Below are 18,984 nucleotides of genomic sequence, written 5' to 3'. Positions count from 1 at the left end.
GTAAGTCGACTCCGATTTCACTCTGTTCAGGGTAAGTGACTGCTTTGCAATACCTGCGATTTCAACCAGGCCTCTTCACTCGAATCCCGGTTTCCGTCCGCGGTCTGGTTCTGGCGCTGACGTTGATCCTTGGCGGAGCAGTACAGCCCGTCGCAGCCCAGCCGGAAATCAACCGTTCGATCGATGCGCAGGGTAAACGCTATTACACTCCACCGGCGCGACTGGCGGTAGAGCGTGGTCTGCAGTATCTGGCTGAGCGTCAACATCCCGATGGTTCTTTCGGGTCCGGTTCCACTTTCAAGAACAACGTGGCTATTACCGCGCTGTGTGGCATGGCCTTCCTGGGAGACGGGAACACACCGGGGCGGGGCAAGTACGGCGTTCAGGTTCAGAAAGCCGTCGATTTCATTCTCGCTTCATGCAAGCCATCCGGATATATCATTTCGCCCGACAGCATCTCACACGGCCCGATGTACGGTCATGGCTTTGCGACGCTGTTTCTCGCGGAAGTTTACGGGATGACGCGCAGCAAGGATGTCCGCGTCAAACTCGAAAAAGCGGTGGAGCTGATCGTCAAATCGCAGAACTCCAAAGGGGGCTGGCGCTACACGCCGGAAAGTAAGGACGCGGATCTTTCGGTCACCGTCTGTCAGATCATGGCCCTGCGTGCCGCCCGTAACTGCGGCATCTTTATCTCTAAAGAAGTCATCGATCGCTGCATCGATTATGTCAAAAAGAGTCAGAATCCAGACGGTGGCTTTCGCTACCAGTTGGTCCGGCAGGCCGAGAGTGAGTTCCCACGCTCGGCAGCAGGCGTTGTCGCTTTATACAGTGCCGGGATCTATGAAGGTCCGGAGATCGAAAACGGGCTGACCTACTTGATGGGCCGGTTGCCTAATCAACGTTATTTCCGAGGCAGTCATTATTACTATGGTCAGTATTACGCCGTCCAGGCGATGTGGCAGGCGGGGCAGCAGTACTGGGATACCTGGTACACCGCGATTCGCGAAGAGCTCGTCGCCGGCCAGATGGCGAGTGGCAGCTGGCGTCCCGACAGTTCCAACTGCGTGGAATACAGCACGGCCATGTCCTGCATCGTTCTACAGATCCCCCGCAATAACATCCCGATTTTCCAGCGTTGATCGAGAAGCTTGCATTCCCCCAGAGGTTGTCCGATGCGATTGTTCGTTGTGTTCAGTCTGACTCTGTTGTCCTGTGTTCTGGTTTCAGAACCGTTGCAGGCCGACAAACTGCAGACCGCGGCGGGGAAAACAATCACCGGCGAACTGCTGCAGATCGAGCAGAACCGGTTCACGATCAAGAGCAAAGCGGGAACCGAGGAAATACCGGCGACAGAGATTATCCGCCTGCAGCTGGATCCGGTCGACAAGCTGCCTCCCAGCGGGGGCCTGTTGATCCTCGCGAACGGCGACCGTCTGCATGCCGAAATTTTACGGGCTGCTGAGGAAGCCCTTGTGATTCGTCTGACCGCCTGTCCCCGGCTGGATGAATTGAAAGTGCCCCTGGAAACGATCCGGGCAGCTTATTTCAGCTGGCCCCGTGCCACACATGCCCGCGCCCGCCTGATTCGTCAGCTGGAACAGACGGTTAAAAAGACCGATTTGTTCTACCTCAAAAACGGCGACTACCTTGAAGGCGAATTTCTGGGCTTCGATGAGGGCGGTTTCCAGTTTGAATCTGCGGCCGGTGAAACAACGGTTCCCCGTACTGGGATCGCCTATTTCTATTTCAATCCGGAGCTGATTGCGTTTCCGCAGCCCGAAGAGCTGCATTATCAACTCACACTCACCGATGGCACACGGGTAACGGCCTCCAATCTCTCGTTGAACGACAGCCGACTGCGGGCTCGCACCCTGTTTGGGGCAGACATCATCTGTGAGCGGGATCGCCTGGCTGGCGTCACACCTCGGGGAGGACGCGTGGTTCCCCTGTCGGAGCTGGAGCCCTCTGAGTACCGTTTTATCCCCTATCTCTCTCGCAACTGGAAGTGGCAGCGCAATCGCAATGTGCTTGACGGACCGCTGATTTCAGGAGGGCAGTACTTCGATTCCGGTCTGGGCATGCACAGCGCTGCAGAGCTGCATTATCAACTGGACGGGCAGTATTCTGCGTTCGAAACCAGTGTGGGACTGGACGATTCCGCAGGGCATCGGGCGAGTGTCGAGGTGCAGATCCTGGTGGACGGCAAGCCTGTCTATCAACGCGAAGTGGCGCGGCACTCAACAGAGATTGTCAAAGTGCCCCGGATTGATCTCACCGGAGCACAGCAGCTGGTGCTGAAAGTCGGTTTTGGTAAAAACGCGGACATTGAAGATCATCTCAACTGGTGCCGACCGGTGCTGATTAAAAAGCCCTGATTCGTTTTTTAAACTCCCGCCGGAAAGCGGACCGGGCGCAGAGTGGCATTGCCGGTCTGTTTTTTCTATTCTGGTGATCACGCAAGCGCGTCGTTTCTACCCCCGTTGTTTACCCGCATGACAAAGAGACCCTCTATGAAAACGATTACCTCACTCGCGTTGCTGCTGATTCTGGCTGTCTGCCCGCCACTCTCTGCTGAAGAGAAAGTGGATACTTCTCCAGCTCCCATCAAGCTGGTCAAGGTTTTCCCGTACCTGCAGATTGATCGCCCCATTGTGATTACTCACGCCGGCGATGGCACGGACCGTCTGTTTATCGCCTCGCAGAAGGGAAAGATATACATCGTTCCCAATACACCTGAAGATGAAGATCTGGAAGAAGGCAAACTTTTCCTCGATATCTCCGATCGTGTGATCTATCTCGACAAGAAAAACGAAATGGGCCTCCTCGGCATGGCCTTCCATCCCGATTTCAAGAAGAACGGCGAATTCTTCGTCTACTACAGCTCTCCTGAAACTCCGAATGCGACGTCCGTCATTTCCCGCTTCCGGGTTTCCAAAGACAATCCGGATCAGGCCCTCGCAGACTCGGAAGAGATTCTGATGAAAGTCGAACAGCCCGCCTGGAACCATAACGGGGGCACCATCGTATTTGGCCCGGATGGGATGCTGTATATCGTCTTTGGTGATGGCGGCGCGGGTGGAGATGCCTTCCATAACGGCCAGAACCTGTCCACGATGCTCGGATCGATCTGTCGCATCGACGTCAATCACAAATCACCCGGACTGAATTACGCGATCCCCAAAGACAACCCTTTTGAAGATGGTAAAACACCGACCTTCGCCACGATCCGTAAGGAAATCTGGGCCTACGGTTTTCGTAATCCCTGGCGGATTGCCTTCGATGATAAGACCGGCAAACTCTGGGCCGGCGATGTCGGGCAGGGCATCTGGGAAGAAATCGATATCGTCGTCAAAGGGGGCAACTATGGCTGGTCGGTCCGTGAAGGCAAACACCCCTTCGGTCCCAATGGTGTCGAAGCCCGCAAACACCTCATCGAGCCGATCTGGGAATATGATCACAATGTCGGTAAGTCAATTACCGGCGGATCCGTCTATCGCGGCAAAGCAATTCCCGCGATCCAGGGCATGTACATTTACGGCGATTATGTCTCCGGTAAATTCTGGGCTCTGAAGTATGACGAGAGCAGCAAAAAGGTGACTGCCAATCATGTGATCGAAAGCCCCAGCATCCCCGTGATGACGTTTGGCACCGATCAGAATGGAGAGATGTTCCTGACCTCATCCTTCAGCGAAATCTATATGCTGAAAGCGAAATAATTCCGCAGCGGCAGTTAAACTGTGTCACTTGGTGTCAGTATGCAAAAACCACGGAACCGGCAGTAGCAGGTTCCGTGGTTTTATTTTATCAGTATGTGGAAATCCGCACGACGTGCATCAGGCTTCGATGGCATAGGCCTGCAGATCTTCCAGATCGACGAATTCCAGTGTCGAAATGTGGCACGATTCGAGTTTCACCTTGGGGGCCATGCCGGCCTCGAAGGCTTCTTTCCAGCGTTCCACACAGAGACACCAGCGATCGCCGGGCTTCAGACCCGGGAATTCGAACAACGGATGAGGTGTACTCAGGTCGTTGCCCCGTTCCTTGGAAAAGGCCAGGAATTCTTCCGTGACTTCGGTGCACACCGTATGCAGACCGAGATCCGAACCGCCAGTGTTGCAGCAGCCGTCACGATAAAATCCGGTTACCGGTTCCAGAGAACAGATCTCCAGTTCGGTGCCGAGCACGTTTTTGGCTTTCTTTTCAGTCATAGTCAGTGGTCCATCAATGGGGGATCGTCAGTAAATCAACGCGAGGCGAGCAGACCAGCGCGCAACGAGCCTGATACAGGCTGCATTTTCAGGTCTTAGCAGCGTTTAGAACTGGTCGACCTCACGATAAGCTTCGATGACGGCCATGTCGCCTTCTTTGCCGGGCTTGGAATTACCATGTTCCATTCCCACGATACCTTCAAATCCCTTGGAGTGGATATGCTTGAATACATTCAGGTAGTTAATCTCGCCTGTACCAGGTTCCTTGCGGCCCGGGTTATCACCTGACTGGAAGTAGCCGATTTCATCCCAGCACTGATCGATATTCACGATCAGGTTGCCTTCGGTAATCTGCTGATGGTAGACATCGAACAGAATCTTACAGGCCGGACTGTCGACTGCTTTACAGAGGGCATACGCCTGAGGAGAACCCTGCAGGAAGACGCCACCATGATTGGCATACCAGTTGAGTGGCTCAAGCACCATGACCATGCCATGTGGTTCAAAGATCTCGGCACAGCGACGGAGCAGTTCAATCACGTTGGCGGTCTGGTAACCTTCAGCCAGACGGGCACGGGGACCTTCATCCAGGTTACCGGGAACGACGGTCATCCATTTTGCGTTGACCCGCTTCGCAACTTCGACGGAGTCTTTGATGTCTTTGAGGACTTCGTCCCACATCGCTTTGTCTTTACGGGTGAAGGTCAGCTTGCCGATGGAACCATGTGCTACGAACACACCCATTTCCATGTTGAGCTTTTCCATGGTGTCGGCGATTTTCTGCTGCAGCTCTTTGGGTTTCTTCTTCATGCCGTTGTCTTCCCAGGCGGTAAAGCCCTGGTCGGCGGCGAACTTCAACTGGTCAATGGGATCGTTGCCCGCGGCATTCTTGAACATGCCGAAGTGGGGCGCGTATTTCAGATTAAATGGCTTCTGCTCTTTGCTGTCGGCTGCCTGGGCAGCAGTACTACCTAACACAGCGGCTCCCCCTGCCAGCATCCCGCTTTTGAGAAACTCTCGACGTTGCATATGTAAGACTCCTTGTTGCGAATTTATATGTGTGCTTGTATCGGAAATTTATTCTAGCTGAACAGCAAGGCGGATGCACCTGTTATCCCTCTGGATTCTCAGGACCAGCTTCGAGGCGCACACACGAAATGTCAAACCGCTCGTCAGTTGCACAGCATCCTGCTGGAAATACTTACTTCAGCCCGGGCAGGCGAATCACCACCAGAATGCCTACGCAGGCCAGGGCCACCAGTACGGATTTCAGCAGCACCGAGAGGGGCGAGAAGATCAGCGTCGCGCCGACGATCAGAACCACGATCGTAATTGCCTGAATTTTGACGCTCAGCCTCACACCACCATCCTGTTGCCATTCTTTGAGAACCTGACCCAGCACGGGAGAACGCAGCAGTGCCCGGTTCATTCGGGGAGAAGTGCGGATCAGAAAGTAGCTGGTCAGCAGCAGGAACGGCGTAGTCGGGAGCACAGGCAGTGCCACGCCGAGCACGCCCAGCACAAAAAAGAATCCCGCCAGAACTAGATAGATCGCCTTTCTCAGTCCCGTTACCGTGGGGACGGTCTGCTCATCGAGGGTGTCCAGGAATGCAGGATGAATTTCATCGAACGCCAGCCGATCCAGATTTAATCCGGAATCGGATGAAGATTCAGGCTGTTGCTGATGCGGCTGCGATTTGCGAAGCATGAAATTCAGATCTCAAGGGCACAGTAAAAGGACGAATCGGTCCCCTATTCTAGCTCAATTGAGAAATGGGACAAGGCGGATCACGAATCGAGCCTGCACGGGCTCAGCGGGCCGCGGTCGTCGGCATGCCTCCGCGAACAGATCCAGCAGCTGTATTCCCGTAATTATCGGCAAACAGGGGATCCAGTGGACGACTGTTGGGAACCGCAAGCCAGACCCGCAGCAGGTGCCGTTTCAGTTCCGGCTCTTCCGCATCCGTGAATTCATCCCGGCGGTGAAACGTGACCCAGTTATTCAAAAACAGCAGGTCCCCCGGATCCTGGCTGAAGGTGACACTCATTTCCGGCGTTTCGGCGAGTGCTTCCAGTTGGTCCATGGCCTGCTTCTGCTCGGGGGTCATATCAGGCAGGTCGGGGGAAGCATAAGCGCGTTCGATCAAGACCCGCAGAAAGCTGCCGGCGAAGTGACCATCCTGCACTGAAAAGATGGGTTGCCGACAGAACGGCTTCTGGTTTCCCGTATCGACGTTATGCCTGAGATAGTAAAACGGCTGCATCAAAGTTTGCGTCAACTCGGGCCAGCGTTGCCGCATCTCGTTGAAGAGAGCCACCGAACTGACCAGTTGATTATCGCCGCCTGAGAGGGCCTGTTGGATGCACAGAAAACCAATCACATCACAACGGTCGGTATGGAAGCTGAGCCGTTTGCTTGTGTTCGGACCGCGGGCCTGGGCCTGTCCGACCTTAAAACCTTCGTCCCGCACATGGAACAGCTTTTCCCCGGTCGCGCTCTGTGAGACCGGCGTTCCCAGATGCACGGAGATCAGCCAGAACAGAATCTCGCGTTCCTCTTGAGAGTAGTTCTCGATCGGCACGCGTTTGATCTGACAGGCTCCCGATCCGTGCTCCAGCCGATGTTGAACCCGGCGCAGCAGGGGACCAAGTTCTGGCAGAGGGAAACGTTCGGGGGTGATTTCAGCCTGGCTCAGGTTTTTCGATGAGATTGTCTTCACAGCCGAATCCAGATCATCGAGATGACGCTGCTCCAGGTGAACCAGCCAGTCGTCTCGGGAGAAGAGTTCTGCACCTTTCCAGGCAGCCGGAATCTCAAATGCGGGAGGCAGGTCGGGGACGGAAGGTTGATCACTCACTCTGAAAATACTCCTGTTCTGTTATAACTGTAACGGTTTCAGCCTAACAGATTCAGACAGGAGATTAAAGCAGACGTGTTGCAGAGTTGAACCAGCGCGCGGTGTTATTTCAGCTGCAGTATCCGTTTTCTTCTGGACTTGAGCAGGTTGTTAATCGTCTGAATGAGCCGCTTGCGATCCAGTGGTTTGCTCAGGTATTCATTACACCCGGCCTGCAGACATTTTTCCCGATCGCCGGGCATGACGTTGGCGGTGAGTGCAATGATCGGGTTATTGAATCCCATCTCGCGGATGAGTTCCGTCGCGGAGTACCCATCCAGGAGCGGCATCTGAATGTCCATCAGGATCAAGTCAAACTGCTCGTTGATGTCGGTTTTGCTCTGCAGGGCAGCTCCCAGTTGATCGACTGCCTGCTGCCCGTTCTCAGCCAGGGTGACGCTTCCGCCGGCTTTTGTCAGCAGGTACTGAATCAACCTCTGGTTGTAGATTCCATCTTCCACGAGCAGAATACGACAGGGCTGCCTCAGCATCCCGAAGCTGGAACGGGATGTTTTGTGTTCACGGATACGCTGTGATAAGGAAAGCTGCTGTGGTTTGATATCACAACTGGTGCCCGTATTGATTGTGAATTCAACGATTGAAGCGGAATTCGTTTCATGCTGAAGCGTAATCTCTCCTCCCAACAGGCGGACCAGATGTCGCGCCAGCGAAAGACTCAGGCCGACACCCCCGGGATAAGTGAGCGATGTCAGATCAGCCAGTTGGCGTCCGGCAAAGATCTGATTGATCGGTTCGATATTCAATCCATTCCCAGAGTTACGGATCGTGAAGACCATTTGCTGATCGGAGGGAACCGCGTCTGATTTTCTGACCGAAAGGTTGATGGTTCCCTCGTGAGTGTAGTTGATGACGACCCCCATCAGGTTCAAGAGGATCTGCCTGAGGCGTATTGGATTGGACTGGATGGAAGTCGGCAGGCTATGATCCAGATCGACATTGAGAGCCAGGCCTTTGGGATCTGCTTTGCGAAGGGCGACCGACTTTACGTTTTCGATCACCGTCAGTGGACAGCAGTCCTGAAGCTTCAGGTCAAACCTGCCTTCCTCAATTCGGGAGAGGTCCACGAAGTCGTTGAATGTATCCAGCAGATATTGACCGTTGGTATGGATCGTATTTGCAGCGCTGATCGTTTCCTCATCTTCGCTGGAATCACTCAGGATCTCTGCAAAGCCCAGGATCGCGGAGAGAGGAGTTCTGATTTCATGACTCATCATCGCCAGAAATGACTGTTGTAATTCGCGGGCGCGAAACGCCTGCAGACGTGTCCCTTCCAGTTCTGTCTGAAGCAGAATTCGCTCGTGAATGTCCGACAGGGATCCGGTCAGGCGCACAGCCTGTCCGGAGGAATCACGCAGAACCTGGGCCTGTCCCCGAAACCAGCGATAAAGGCCCCCTTTGACCCGCAGGCGAAAGTTGTGCTCAAAACGACTGGTGTTCTCCAGGGCAGATCGCAGGCCGAGCATCGTCTGTACTGCATCCTCCGAATGCAGTAGCCGTTCGAAGGTGTCCAGGCTCGATTCAATTTCCTGGTCGCAGTAGCCCAGCAGTTCATAAAACCGGGGAGACCACCATTGTTCCTGGGCGTCGAGATCGACCCAGTCCCAGACCCCTTCCGTCGTGTGTTGCAGGAACAGGTCGAAATGCTGTTGAACGGCGTCTGGTTGTGTTGCTCTGTCGAAGGTGTAACTCATTTCAATCCAGTTCTCTCAGGGGCAAGGGTTTGAGTACTTATTAGTATCGCTCAAAAACAAGGAATAATTGTGTCTTTCTTGCAGAGAACTGGAGCACGCGTATAGCTGGAAAATTCAGGCTTGTTTAATATCAGGGAAACACCTCGTACTGGAATGAACACCGTGAAAAATAGCCTTGAAATTAAGGCAGAATCTGCGAGAAATGTAATGGTTTGATCACCTCTTGGACGCGGATTCCGGCCTGCTGTATCATTTAGAACAGTTACGCGAATCACGCTTGAGATAACACGACTCGCCTGCATGATTCCCCTCCTTAAGTGTGAGCAGGATGAGTGTTGTGCGAGATGAGAAATATAGAACGACATGCAGAAGCGATTGAACTATTTTGCCTACGGTTCAAATTTGCACCCCGCACGACTCGAAGCGCGCATCGGTCGCTGTCAGTTTCAGGGAATCGCCTTGCTCGAGCAGGCAGACCTCCGCTTTCACAAAGTCGGCGTCGATGCGTCCGGGAAATGTGATATTACGATTCAGGACTCAACCGCAGGTGGTGTATGGGGGGCCGTCTACCAGATTACGACAGAACAGAAATGGGAACTCGACCGCTTCGAATCGCTGGGACAAGGATATGAGATTCGCGAGGTGGATGTGCTGACGCATGAACAAGGTTTGATGCGTGTGTTTACCTACCAGGCGATGACCGCGTTTGTTGATCCCGCTCTGCAGCCTTTCGACTGGTACCATGAGCTGGTTCTCCGGGGAGCCCGTTTTCACGGTTTCCCGGCCGAGTATCTGGCGCGGCTGCAACTGATCGAACGACTGACGGATTCCGATGCCGAACGAATCACCCTCGCACAAGAGATTCTCAGGACGATCGAAGAATACCATGATCGGGGCACGGACTGACAGTCTACTGACCGTTAATGGATATCCAACTGGAGATCGTGTCGTAGATCATCTCTTCTTCGAGCGTCTCATGGGCCAGCAGTTGATCGACCAGTTCTCCAATCGCCGCCCAGTAGTTGTCCTGCCGATACAGCTGATACAGGCTGAGTGTCTTCTGCTCGAGGTACTGCATGCGTGCCTGTCGCTGAGGAACCAGTGCGGAAGCTGCTTCCCACGCCTGCTGCCAGTCCCCCGACCATTCTGCCACCAGAGCCGGATGAAAAGGATCACCCGTGTGAATCATCTCGGCAACCGGACCGGCCAGTGCCACGAGAATCGCTTTTTCACACAGGGTCTTGTCATCGAACACCCCCTGGGGCCAGGCGATCTCGGCGTCTCCGTATCGCTCGGGACCATCATCCCAGTCGGGATCGATCGTCACCGAATAGACGCGGGCACCGACATACACGGCCATCAGCACATGTCCCACTTCGTGGTAGGCGGTCAGTTCTTCAGTCACGGGGGCGATTCCTTCAGTCGGGCGATAAGGCGATCAATCTGATCGCTTCCTGGTTGGCAGACATTAAAGCAGGTTGGGCTCCAGTCAACAATCGACGTCGGTAAAGCAATGCTGCTGGATGCGCCGAATTACTAATGATTGTTAACAGTGAATCCGGTGGGAACCGGGGACAGCATGGTTTTCTGACTAGGTATTGCCCATTCGCGCCGTTAGAATGATTTTTCTGTATGAATTACCCTTGGAATTTTCAGCATCGTTAGAGACTTAAGAGAGAGAATAAATGAAGTGGATGTCGCAACTGCTCGCCTGCGGACTGTTTCTGTTACTGGTTGTCCCGAAGGCACAAGGCAAGGAATATGATGTCGTCGTCTATGGTGGCACCTCCGGGGCCGTCACCGCAGCCGTTCAGGCGAAGCGACTGGGGAAGACCGCTGTTATCGTCTGCCCCGATACACATCTGGGAGGGCTTTCCAGTGGTGGTCTGGGCTGGACAGACACCGGCAATAAAGCCGTTATCGGCGGCCTGGCTCGCGAATTCTATCATCGCGTCTGGAAACACTATCAGACCCCGGATGCCTGGAAGTGGCAGCAGCGAAAAGACTACGGCGACAAAGGACAGGGGACTCCCGCCATCGATGGTAAGCAACGCACCATGTGGATTTTCGAACCACACGTGGCCGAGGCTGTGTTTGATGAGTTCGTGAAAGAATACGAAATTCCCGTTTACCGTGACGAATGGCTGGATCGCAAGTCTGGAGTTACCAAAGACGGAGACCGAATCACCGCCATCAAAACGCTCAGTGGCAAAACCTTCCAGGGGAAGATGTTTATCGACGCCACTTACGAAGGTGACCTGCTGGCAACTGCCGGCGTGAGCTACCACGTGGGCCGCGAAGCCAACAGTGTCTATGGTGAAGAATGGAATGGTGTGCAGACCGGCGTACTGCATCACCGGCACCACTTTGGTCCGAATGCGGTCAAAGAAAAGATCAGTCCCTACAAAGTACCCGGCGATCCAGCCAGCGGACTGCTGCCTCGCATCAGTGGTGCCGACCCCGGAAAATACGGTTCGGGCGATGACAAAATTCAGGCCTACTGTTTCCGCATGTGCCTGACCAACCACGACGAGAATCGCGTTCCGTTTCCGAAGCCGGAAGGCTACGACCCCGCCCAGTACGAACTCTTGCTACGAATTTATGATGCTGGCTGGCGACAGACGTTTGCCAAGTTTGATCCCATTCCGAACTTTAAGACCGATACCAACAATCACGGTCCCATGAGTACCGACAACATCGGCTATAACTACGACTATCCCGAAGCATCCTACGAACGCCGTAAAGAGATTATCAAAGAGCACGAAACTTACCAGAAAGGCTGGCTGTACTTCATCGCCAACGATCCCCGTGTTCCTAAAGAAGTGCAGCAGAAGATGCAGAAATGGGGACTGGCGAAAGATGAGTTCACCGATAACGGCAACTGGCCCCATCAGCTTTACATCCGTGAAGCCCGCCGGATGATCGGCGAATTCGTGATGACCGAAAACGAACTGCTCAAAAAGAAACCTACCCCCGATTCGGTCGGCATGGGTTCCTACACGATGGACTCACACAACGTACAGCGGTATGTCACTCCGGAAGGCTACGTGCAGAACGAAGGGGACATCGGCGTTTCGACCCGTGGTCCCTATGAAATTGCTTACGGCAGCCTCGTTCCGAAAAAAGGGGAATGTGCCAACCTGCTGGTGCCGGTCTGTGTTTCCAGCTCGCACATCGCCTTCGGTTCGATCCGCATGGAGCCCGTTTTCATGATTCTCGGTCACTCCGCTGCGACGGCAGCTGCGATCGCCCTGGATCAGAAACTGGACGTGCAGGATGTGCCTTACGATCAGCTCAAAACCCAGTTGATCAAAGAGGGCCAGATTCTGGAAGCTCCTGCCGAAGTCAAATATGGAAGTAACGGCATTAATCCGGAAACACTCAAAGGCATTGTTGTCGACGATGCACAGGCCAAACTGACCGGGCTCTGGCAGACCAGCCGCTCGGCGAAGAAGTATGTGGCGTCGGGTTACAGTCACGAGTCAAATACGCGTGATGGCAAAGCCGCCGCCCGCTTTGAAACCAAAGTTCCCCAGGCGGGACGCTACGAAGTTCGCTATGCCTATCCACCGAACTCCAATCGTAGCTCGCAGGTCAAAGTGACCGTGCAGCATGCGGGGGGATCTACTTCCAAAACCATCGACCAGCGTCAGACACCACCTCTGGAAGGCGTGTTTATCTCGCTGGGAGAATTTGAATTCACACCGGACAAAACAGCGGCTGTCGAAGTGACCAATGCCGATGCCAACGGCTATGTCATCATCGACGCCGTCCAGTGGATTCCCGTCAAGGAGTGAATCCGTTTAAAGCGTGAGTCTGTTCTGAAACCGTTCTGTTATCAGATATGAGAGGAGTTCGTTGTGCATAAGCCGGGCCGTATAGTGTCGATTCTGCTGGGAATTTCAATGATTGCTCTCCTCGGTTTCAGGACTGCTGACGCTCAGGCGGCGGTGCCGGTCTCTAAAGAGAACGTCACGAAAGCGATGCGGGCGGCCAGCGAGTTTTATCGCAATAAGCTCGCTCTGCACGGAGGCTACGTTTACTACTACAGCCTGGATCTGAAAGAACGCTGGGGCGAAGGTAAGGCGTCTCCGGATCAGATCTGGGTGCAGCCTCCCGGCACACCGACAGTGGGAATGGCGTTCCTCTCGGCTTATGAAGCGACCGGGGACCAGTTCTATCTCGATGCCGCCACCGATGCCGCACTGGCACTCGTTTATGGTCAGTTAAAATCGGGAGGCTGGACGAATTCGGTTGATTTCAATCCCCGCAGTAAACTGACCGCCGAGTACCGGAATGGGAAGGGGCGTGGCAAGAACAACTCGACCCTCGACGACGGAATTTCGCAGTCGGCAATTCGCCTCATCATTCATGTCGATCAGGCTCATAAGTTTCAGCACAAACAGATCCATGAATCTGCCCAGGTCGCGTTGAATGCCCTGCTGGCGGCACAGTTTCCCGTGGGGGCCTTTCCCCAGGTCTGGACCGAACCGGTGCCACAGATCCCCGCGAAACCGGCCAGCTTTCCCCAATACGACTGGCGGACGGAAGGACGTATCAAAAACTACTGGGACTATTATACCCTCAACGACGGTCTGGCCGGCTATGTCTGCACGACACTGCTGGACGCCTACGAAATCTACAAAGACGAACGCCTGAAACAGGCGGTGCTCAAACTGGGCGACTTCCTGATTGTGTCTCAGTTACCCGAACCACAGCCCGCCTGGGCGCAGCAGTATAACTACGATATGCAACCCATCTGGGCCCGTCGCTTCGAACCACCGGCCATTACCGGGGGAGAGACCCAGGATGTGATTGCCACCCTGATGCGGATCTACCGTTTCAGCGGCGAGAAAAAATATCTGGAACCGATTCCCCGGGCACTCGCCTGGTTAAAACGCTCCCAGTTACCCGATGGGCAGCTCGCCCGCTACTACGAACTGCAGACCAATCGCCCGCTCTACATGAACCGCAGCGGAAAAAAGTACAGCCTGACCTACGACGATTCCGATCTGCCCCGGCACTACGGCTGGAAGATCAACTCAGAGGTCAAAGAACTCGAACGTGAGTTTAAAGCCGTCAGCGCAGGTCGGGAACTAAAGACTGAGCTGACTCCGAAGCAGTTGCTGATCCGCGTGAAAGCGATTCTCTACGACCTGGACGATCAGGCACGTTGGATTAGCGTCAGTACGGGCGAACGCCTGGTGGGGCAACCCAAATTCCCGGTGAATACCAGGTACATCGCCAGTGATCGCTTCAGCAGCAATCTGGAGACACTCAGTCAGTATCTCCAGCAGCAGAAATAGTGCTGAGTGACAACCGCGTCCTGTTTAATGGGGGACACTACTCAAATGGAAGATGGCATTCATCGTCACCACTTTGGTTTCCCCTGCATGATGGCGGATGATGTTGATACCGGTATTGTTTTGCTTGATGTCCTTGGCTTTTTCGATGGGAAGTCCCAGCAGGCTGGCCAGATAGACCCGGTTGATTACGTTATGCGCGACCACCGCGATCGTCTCGCCGGTATGGCGTTCCAGCAGTGACCGGAGTGCAGGCTCACAACGATTGAATACATCGCCGTAAGATTCTCCGCCTTCGTAACGGTTCCGGTAGGGGTCATCCATGAACGCTTTGTAGGCGGCCGGCGATTCCTGCTCAATGATGTCCCAGGATTTTCCTTCCCAGAGACCCACATCGCATTCGTGAATCTCCGTGACTTCCTGCGGAGTCAGATTGAAATGTGCACAGACCGCCTGGGCCGTCTCTTTCGCACGGATCATCGGACTGCTGTAGATATGGTCGATCGAACAGTTCTCCGCTAGGAAAGTCGCCAGGGCCTGAGCCTGCTTTTGTCCCGATTCACTCAGACTGGGATTGATGCCGCAACCCTGCAGAATATAGGGCCGCTGTTCGTTCGGGGGAGTGGCTCCATGACGAATCAGCAGCAGGTTGGTCGCATCGGGTTCAGGGTGGGGGATAAAGTGTTGCTTTTCCATGTTCAGTCCTGTGTCAGGAAAGGTTTTAATCGGTTTGAATCTGTTTCTGGTGTGCGGCCAGTTTGACCGCGGCCCGGACGGCTTCCATGATGCCTCTGGTCTCAGGCTTGATGTCGCTCCAGGCAATGTCAAACGCGGTGCCATGACTGGGGCTGGTCCGGACGATCGGCAATCCCAGCGTAATATTGACCGCCTGATCAAAGCCGAGCAGCTTAAAGGGGATGTGTCCCTGGTCGTGATACATGGCGACGACCGCGTCAAACTCCCCATGTACGGCACGACGAATTAGTGTATCGGCCGGTAGAGGACCTGTCGCATTCAGACCAGAGGCCCGGGCCCGTTCGACGGCCGGGGCGATGATCCGCGCTTCCTCATCACCAAACAGACCATGTTCTCCCGCATGGGGGTTCAATGCACAGACAGCGACCCGGGGAGGTTCCGCGCCCATGATCTGCATCAGTTCTGCGATCAGCCGCGTCTTCTCAAAGATCTCATCAGTTTTCAACAGGCCGGGAACGCTGGCGATGGAAGTATGCAGGGTCGCATGCACGATTCCCAGACCAGCCGGTGATTGAATCACATCACTGCCCGGTAGATAGAGCATCATTCCAAAGTCTGCTACCTGACACCGGTCAGCCAGGATCTCAGTATGTCCCGGATAATCAATGCCGCCTCGATGCAGTGATTCCTTATTCAAGGGGGCCGTGGTGATCGCATCCACTTTCCCCGCCAGACAGTCATCGATGGCGCTGACCAGGTAGTCGTACGCGCCGCGACCCGCGCGGGCATCGACCTGGCAGGGTGTCGCTTCCGCCACATCCGCGCGTCCGCGGTCAATGCAGTAGACTGCTCCCGGCCGGGATGAGAGTTCTTCTGGTAGTTGATCGACGGAAATGACTTCCAGTCCACTCCCGGAATGGCGGGCAGCACGCTGCAGAACCTCCGCATTGCCATAGACGACCGGGCAGCAGAGTTCATTCAGTTCTGGCTGAACGCACAGGGCATCCAGTAACTGGGGACCGATGCCAGAGACATCTCCCATTGTCAGAGCGATTCGCGGCTGTTTCATAGCGATTCGAAAACTTCACATTCTTTCAGCGGCAGCCCTCGACGGTCTTTCTCCGAGAGCAGTGGCTCGCCTGAGAGCGGCCAGTCAATTCCCAGATCGGGATCGTTCCAGAGCAGAGTCCGGTCGTGTTCGGGGTAATAATAATCGCCACACTTATACACAAAATCAACCTGGGGGCTCATGACATAAAAACCGTGGGCAAAACCCGGGGGCACATAGAGTTGCTTGTGGTTCTCGCCCGTCAGGCGGATGGAGTAGGACTGGCCGAACGTGGGGGAATTCTTCCGCAGGTCAACACAGACGTCCAGAATTTCCCCTTCCATGACATGCACCAGTTTGGCCTGGGGGTGCTGAATCTGGTAATGCAGTCCCCTGAGAATGCCGGCAGTGGAGCGGGATGCATTATCCTGTACAAAAGAGGCATCGACGCCAGCTTCCTTGTACCGCTCCTCCTGGTACGTTTCTTTGAAAAAACCACGTTCGTCAGAAAAGACCCGGGGGGTGATCACCAGTAACCCGGGAAAACCGGTCTGTTCTACTTCCATGAGGTGTGACTTCTCTCTCTGAGTGAAAAAGGGCGTATCTGTACCGCTTCTTGCGGGGAACAATCATACGGATCATAGCGATTTCAAGGCCATTTCATAAGGATTGAGAAAGTCCAGTTATGGATTTCTCAAAATCTTTCTTAACCCCTAAACACGACACAAGTCACCTTTTTTAAGGAATTTAGAAAAACGCCCATCCATGCGGAATTTCCTGTTTTTTCTTGAAAATGCTCATGTACATCGCGTATTCTATATGCAGTATTTCTTTCCTGAGAAATACATCCCGCAAAGTTTCCTGCTGACGAGGTATGAGTTTGAGCCCCTTGATCTTCTTCAGAGCCACAACCGGTGATTTGGTGCAACGCACTCTCGTCAGTGCAATGGCCCTTTTCCTGCTTTCTCTGGCGCCCGCCAACGCTCAGGAAGTTGAGGTACGTAAACCCGTTGTTACCCCTGTCGCCCCAGCGAAACTTTCCGAAGTCTTTTTCAAGACCGTTCCCGATTCCCTGGAGGATCTCCAGGAGATTGAACGGCAGGTCACTTCCCTGACAGAAAAATCGATTCACAGTACGGTCTCCGTACGGGTCGGCGATGCTCAGGGGAGTGGGGTAATCATTGATAACAAAGCCGGCTACATCCTCACAGCCGCACATGTCATCGGACTCGCTCAGAAAGATGCCACCATCATCCTACACGATGGCCGCACGTTGAAAGGCCGTACCATGGGCCTGAACCGCGGTCTCGATGCCGGACTGGTGAAACTGATTGAAGATGACGAAGTCGATATCAGCAAACTCACAGCCGCCAAAATGGGAGACATCTCCCAGATCAAAACCGGTGAGTGGGTGATGGCCACCGGACACCCGAACGGTTATCAGGCAGGGCGTCCCCCTGTCGTACGGCTGGGACGGGTCGTGACCCGGAAAAAACATCTGCTCCAGACTGATTGCACGCTGATCGGCGGAGACTCAGGTGGCCCGTTATATAATATGCAGGGAGAGGTGGTTGGCATTCACAGCCGCATCGGTCCCTCTACCAGCTGGAATTTTCATATCCCCGTCTCCGCATTTCAGGACGACTGGGAAAAACTTGTTTCCGGCGATATGTGGGGGGCGAAGCCTCTCGGCCAGAATGCCGTCCTCGGCGTCAATGGCGAAACGACAGATCAAGGATGTAAAGTGACCGGCGTCACCCGCGGATTTCCCGCAGAAATCGCCGGCCTGAAAGAGAACGACATTATTTACCAGCTGAACGATGAGAAGATTACCGGCATCGAACAACTGGCGGAAGTCGTTCAACAATACAAACCGGGGCAGACGGTGCAGGTTCAACTGACGCGTGACGGCAAAAGCATGTCGTTTGAAGTTCAACTCGCCGCCCGGGATTAATACAAACTTGATCGCGATCTGGATGACTGCTTCGTAGTTCGGATCTGATAATAAAGTGATGTGAGGAGAAGCTCTTGAACCAGGATCATAAAAACCGCATTCCGCAGATAGTCCGGCTGTTCGCTCTGACTTTAATCATCACCACCTGCGCTGGGTGGCTGACAGACAGTGCCTCCGCTTTCGATCAACTGCAGCCGAGCCAGCTGACCAGCGGTTCTCAAATGCGTCGCGCGTTCCGGTCTGTCGTTTCGACTCCCCGTTCCTGGACGGTCCGCGTCCGTGTGAATGGCAGAGAGGCCTCACTGGGAGCCATCGTGGAATCTGATGGCTGGATCCTGACCAAAGCCAGCCAGCTGGAAGGAAAAGTGACCTGCGAACTCACAACCGCCGAACGCTACGAAGCCGAAATCATCGGCGTCGACGGTAAGCTCGATCTGGCGCTGCTCAAAATTGATGCCCGGAATCTGCCTACAGTTCAATGGCAGTCAGTAACTGACCCCAAAGTCGGTCAGTGGCTGGTCACTCCCGGCCTGAGCATGTCTCCCGTGAGTGTCGGCGTACTCAGCGTGACACGCCGCGATATCAAACCCGCCCCGGGAGTTCTGGGCGTGCAGATCGATGATGCCAACGGAGGCGCCCTGGTCAAACAGGTGATGCGCGAAAGTGGTGCCGAAGAAGCGGGCCTGAAACCAGGCGATGTGATTCTGAATGTGGCCGGCGAAAACATCGACAGTGCCAGTTCACTCTCGCGGTTCATCCGAAAGTTTCTACCCGGCGATCGTGTCCAGGTCCGGTTACTGAGAGATGAAGAAGAAATCAACGCAGTGGTGGTCCTCACCGATCCCCAGATGCTGATCTACGATCGCCTGCGGGAAATGCAGAAGAAAATGGGAGGCGCCTTGAGTCGCCGTAAAACCGGTTTCTCTGAAGTCCTGCAGCACGATACCGTACTTCGCCCCGAAGACTGTGGCGGCGTCATTGTTGACCTGCAGGGGAAGGCCATTGGCTTGAACATCGCCCGGGCTGGCAGAACCAAGTCCTTCGCGATTCCCGCCGATCAGGTGATCCCCATGATTCAGAAACTCAAGCTCAAAGAGTATGCTCCTTACAATCCCCAGAAGGATCATAAGGAACAGACCGTCGCTGCCGGTAGTGCTTCCTGA

Annotated in this window: 17 protein-coding genes; 8 read left to right on the top strand and 9 right to left on the bottom strand. The window is 54.5% G+C overall.

What is annotated here, in order from left to right; genetic code table 11:
• Nucleotides 1–44: 44 nt before the first annotated feature.
• From HG66A1_RS17925 to HG66A1_RS17915, 3 genes are all read left to right on the top strand, one after another.
• A complete protein-coding gene (locus HG66A1_RS17925) occupies nt 45–1,142 on the top strand; it encodes a prenyltransferase/squalene oxidase repeat-containing protein (protein ID WP_232106609.1) in 1,098 nt (365 codons plus the stop codon).
• Nucleotides 1,143–1,175: 33 nt separating this feature from the next.
• The gene (locus HG66A1_RS17920) at nt 1,176–2,378 is read left to right on the top strand and encodes an NPCBM/NEW2 domain-containing protein (RefSeq protein WP_145186919.1); all 1,203 of its coding nucleotides are present in this window, start codon (nt 1,176–1,178) and stop codon (nt 2,376–2,378) included.
• 135 nt (nt 2,379–2,513) lie between these two features.
• Nucleotides 2,514–3,719 carry a PQQ-dependent sugar dehydrogenase gene (locus tag HG66A1_RS17915; protein WP_145186916.1) on the top strand — a complete coding sequence of 402 codons (1,206 nt, stop codon included), beginning with the start codon at nt 2,514–2,516 and terminating at the stop codon, nt 3,717–3,719.
• A gap of 117 nt (nt 3,720–3,836) precedes the next feature.
• On the opposite strand, the gene HG66A1_RS17910 is transcribed toward HG66A1_RS17915, so the two are convergent.
• From HG66A1_RS17910 to HG66A1_RS17890, 5 genes are all read right to left on the bottom strand, one after another.
• Nucleotides 3,837–4,211, bottom strand: coding sequence for a DUF2237 family protein (locus tag HG66A1_RS17910; RefSeq protein WP_145041809.1), 375 nt, complete (start codon nt 4,209–4,211; stop codon nt 3,837–3,839).
• A 105-nt stretch (nt 4,212–4,316) separates the two neighbouring features.
• The gene (locus tag HG66A1_RS17905) at nt 4,317–5,240 is read right to left on the bottom strand and encodes a TIM barrel protein (protein WP_145041808.1); all 924 of its coding nucleotides are present in this window, start codon (nt 5,238–5,240) and stop codon (nt 4,317–4,319) included.
• Nucleotides 5,241–5,412: 172 nt separating this feature from the next.
• Nucleotides 5,413–5,919 (bottom strand): YbaN family protein, encoded by a 507-nt coding sequence (locus HG66A1_RS17900; protein WP_145186913.1) that lies wholly within the window; start codon nt 5,917–5,919, stop codon nt 5,413–5,415.
• Nucleotides 5,920–6,022: 103 nt separating this feature from the next.
• Entirely contained in the window at nt 6,023–7,069 is a 1,047-nt protein-coding gene (locus HG66A1_RS17895) for a TauD/TfdA family dioxygenase (protein WP_197996650.1), read from the bottom strand.
• 104 nt (nt 7,070–7,173) lie between these two features.
• Nucleotides 7,174–8,820: a PAS domain-containing hybrid sensor histidine kinase/response regulator gene (locus HG66A1_RS17890; RefSeq protein WP_145186907.1), complete on the bottom strand. Its 1,647-nt coding sequence runs from the start codon at nt 8,818–8,820 to the stop codon at nt 7,174–7,176.
• Nucleotides 8,821–9,183: 363 nt separating this feature from the next.
• Here HG66A1_RS17890 and HG66A1_RS17885 point away from each other — a divergent pair, with 363 nt between their 5' ends.
• The gene (locus HG66A1_RS17885; RefSeq protein WP_145186904.1) at nt 9,184–9,726 is read left to right on the top strand and encodes a gamma-glutamylcyclotransferase family protein; all 543 of its coding nucleotides are present in this window, start codon (nt 9,184–9,186) and stop codon (nt 9,724–9,726) included.
• A gap of 4 nt (nt 9,727–9,730) precedes the next feature.
• Here the strand turns inward: HG66A1_RS17885 and HG66A1_RS17880 are convergent, their stop codons facing one another.
• Nucleotides 9,731–10,225, bottom strand: a complete 495-nt coding sequence (locus HG66A1_RS17880) for a hypothetical protein (RefSeq protein ID WP_145186900.1) — start codon at nt 10,223–10,225, stop codon at nt 9,731–9,733.
• A 289-nt stretch (nt 10,226–10,514) separates the two neighbouring features.
• On the opposite strand from HG66A1_RS17880, the gene HG66A1_RS17875 reads away from it, so the two are divergent.
• A complete protein-coding gene (locus tag HG66A1_RS17875; protein WP_145193826.1) occupies nt 10,515–12,617 on the top strand; it encodes an FAD-dependent oxidoreductase in 2,103 nt (700 codons plus the stop codon).
• Between the two features lie 108 nt (nt 12,618–12,725).
• Nucleotides 12,726–14,126, top strand: a complete 1,401-nt coding sequence (locus tag HG66A1_RS17870) for a pectate lyase (RefSeq protein WP_145186897.1) — start codon at nt 12,726–12,728, stop codon at nt 14,124–14,126.
• 24 nt (nt 14,127–14,150) lie between these two features.
• On the opposite strand, the gene HG66A1_RS17865 is transcribed toward HG66A1_RS17870, so the two are convergent.
• The 3 genes from HG66A1_RS17865 to rfbC are packed head-to-tail and all read right to left on the bottom strand — an operon-like array spanning nt 14,151 to nt 16,433.
• On the bottom strand, nt 14,151–14,819 hold the full coding sequence (locus tag HG66A1_RS17865) for a histidine phosphatase family protein (RefSeq protein WP_197996648.1): 669 nt from the start codon (nt 14,817–14,819) through the stop codon (nt 14,151–14,153).
• Nucleotides 14,820–14,844: 25 nt separating this feature from the next.
• Entirely contained in the window at nt 14,845–15,888 is a 1,044-nt protein-coding gene (gene pdxA, locus HG66A1_RS17860) for a 4-hydroxythreonine-4-phosphate dehydrogenase PdxA (protein ID WP_145186891.1), read from the bottom strand.
• Nucleotides 15,885–16,433, bottom strand: a complete 549-nt coding sequence (rfbC, locus tag HG66A1_RS17855; protein WP_145186888.1) for a dTDP-4-dehydrorhamnose 3,5-epimerase — start codon at nt 16,431–16,433, stop codon at nt 15,885–15,887. Before rfbC ends, pdxA begins: the two co-directional genes overlap by 4 nt.
• 356 nt (nt 16,434–16,789) lie before the next feature.
• Between rfbC and HG66A1_RS17850 the strand changes: the two genes are divergently transcribed.
• Both HG66A1_RS17850 and HG66A1_RS17845 read left to right on the top strand, forming a co-directional pair.
• Nucleotides 16,790–17,821, top strand: a complete 1,032-nt coding sequence (locus HG66A1_RS17850; protein WP_197996647.1) for a S1C family serine protease — start codon at nt 16,790–16,792, stop codon at nt 17,819–17,821.
• 74 nt (nt 17,822–17,895) lie between these two features.
• Nucleotides 17,896–18,984 (top strand): S1C family serine protease, encoded by a 1,089-nt coding sequence (locus HG66A1_RS17845; RefSeq protein ID WP_145186882.1) that lies wholly within the window; start codon nt 17,896–17,898, stop codon nt 18,982–18,984.

Source organism: Gimesia chilikensis (assembly GCF_007744075.1).
Taxonomy (GTDB): domain Bacteria; phylum Planctomycetota; class Planctomycetia; order Planctomycetales; family Planctomycetaceae; genus Gimesia; species Gimesia chilikensis_A.
This window is presented reverse-complemented; position numbering and strand designations above follow the sequence as displayed.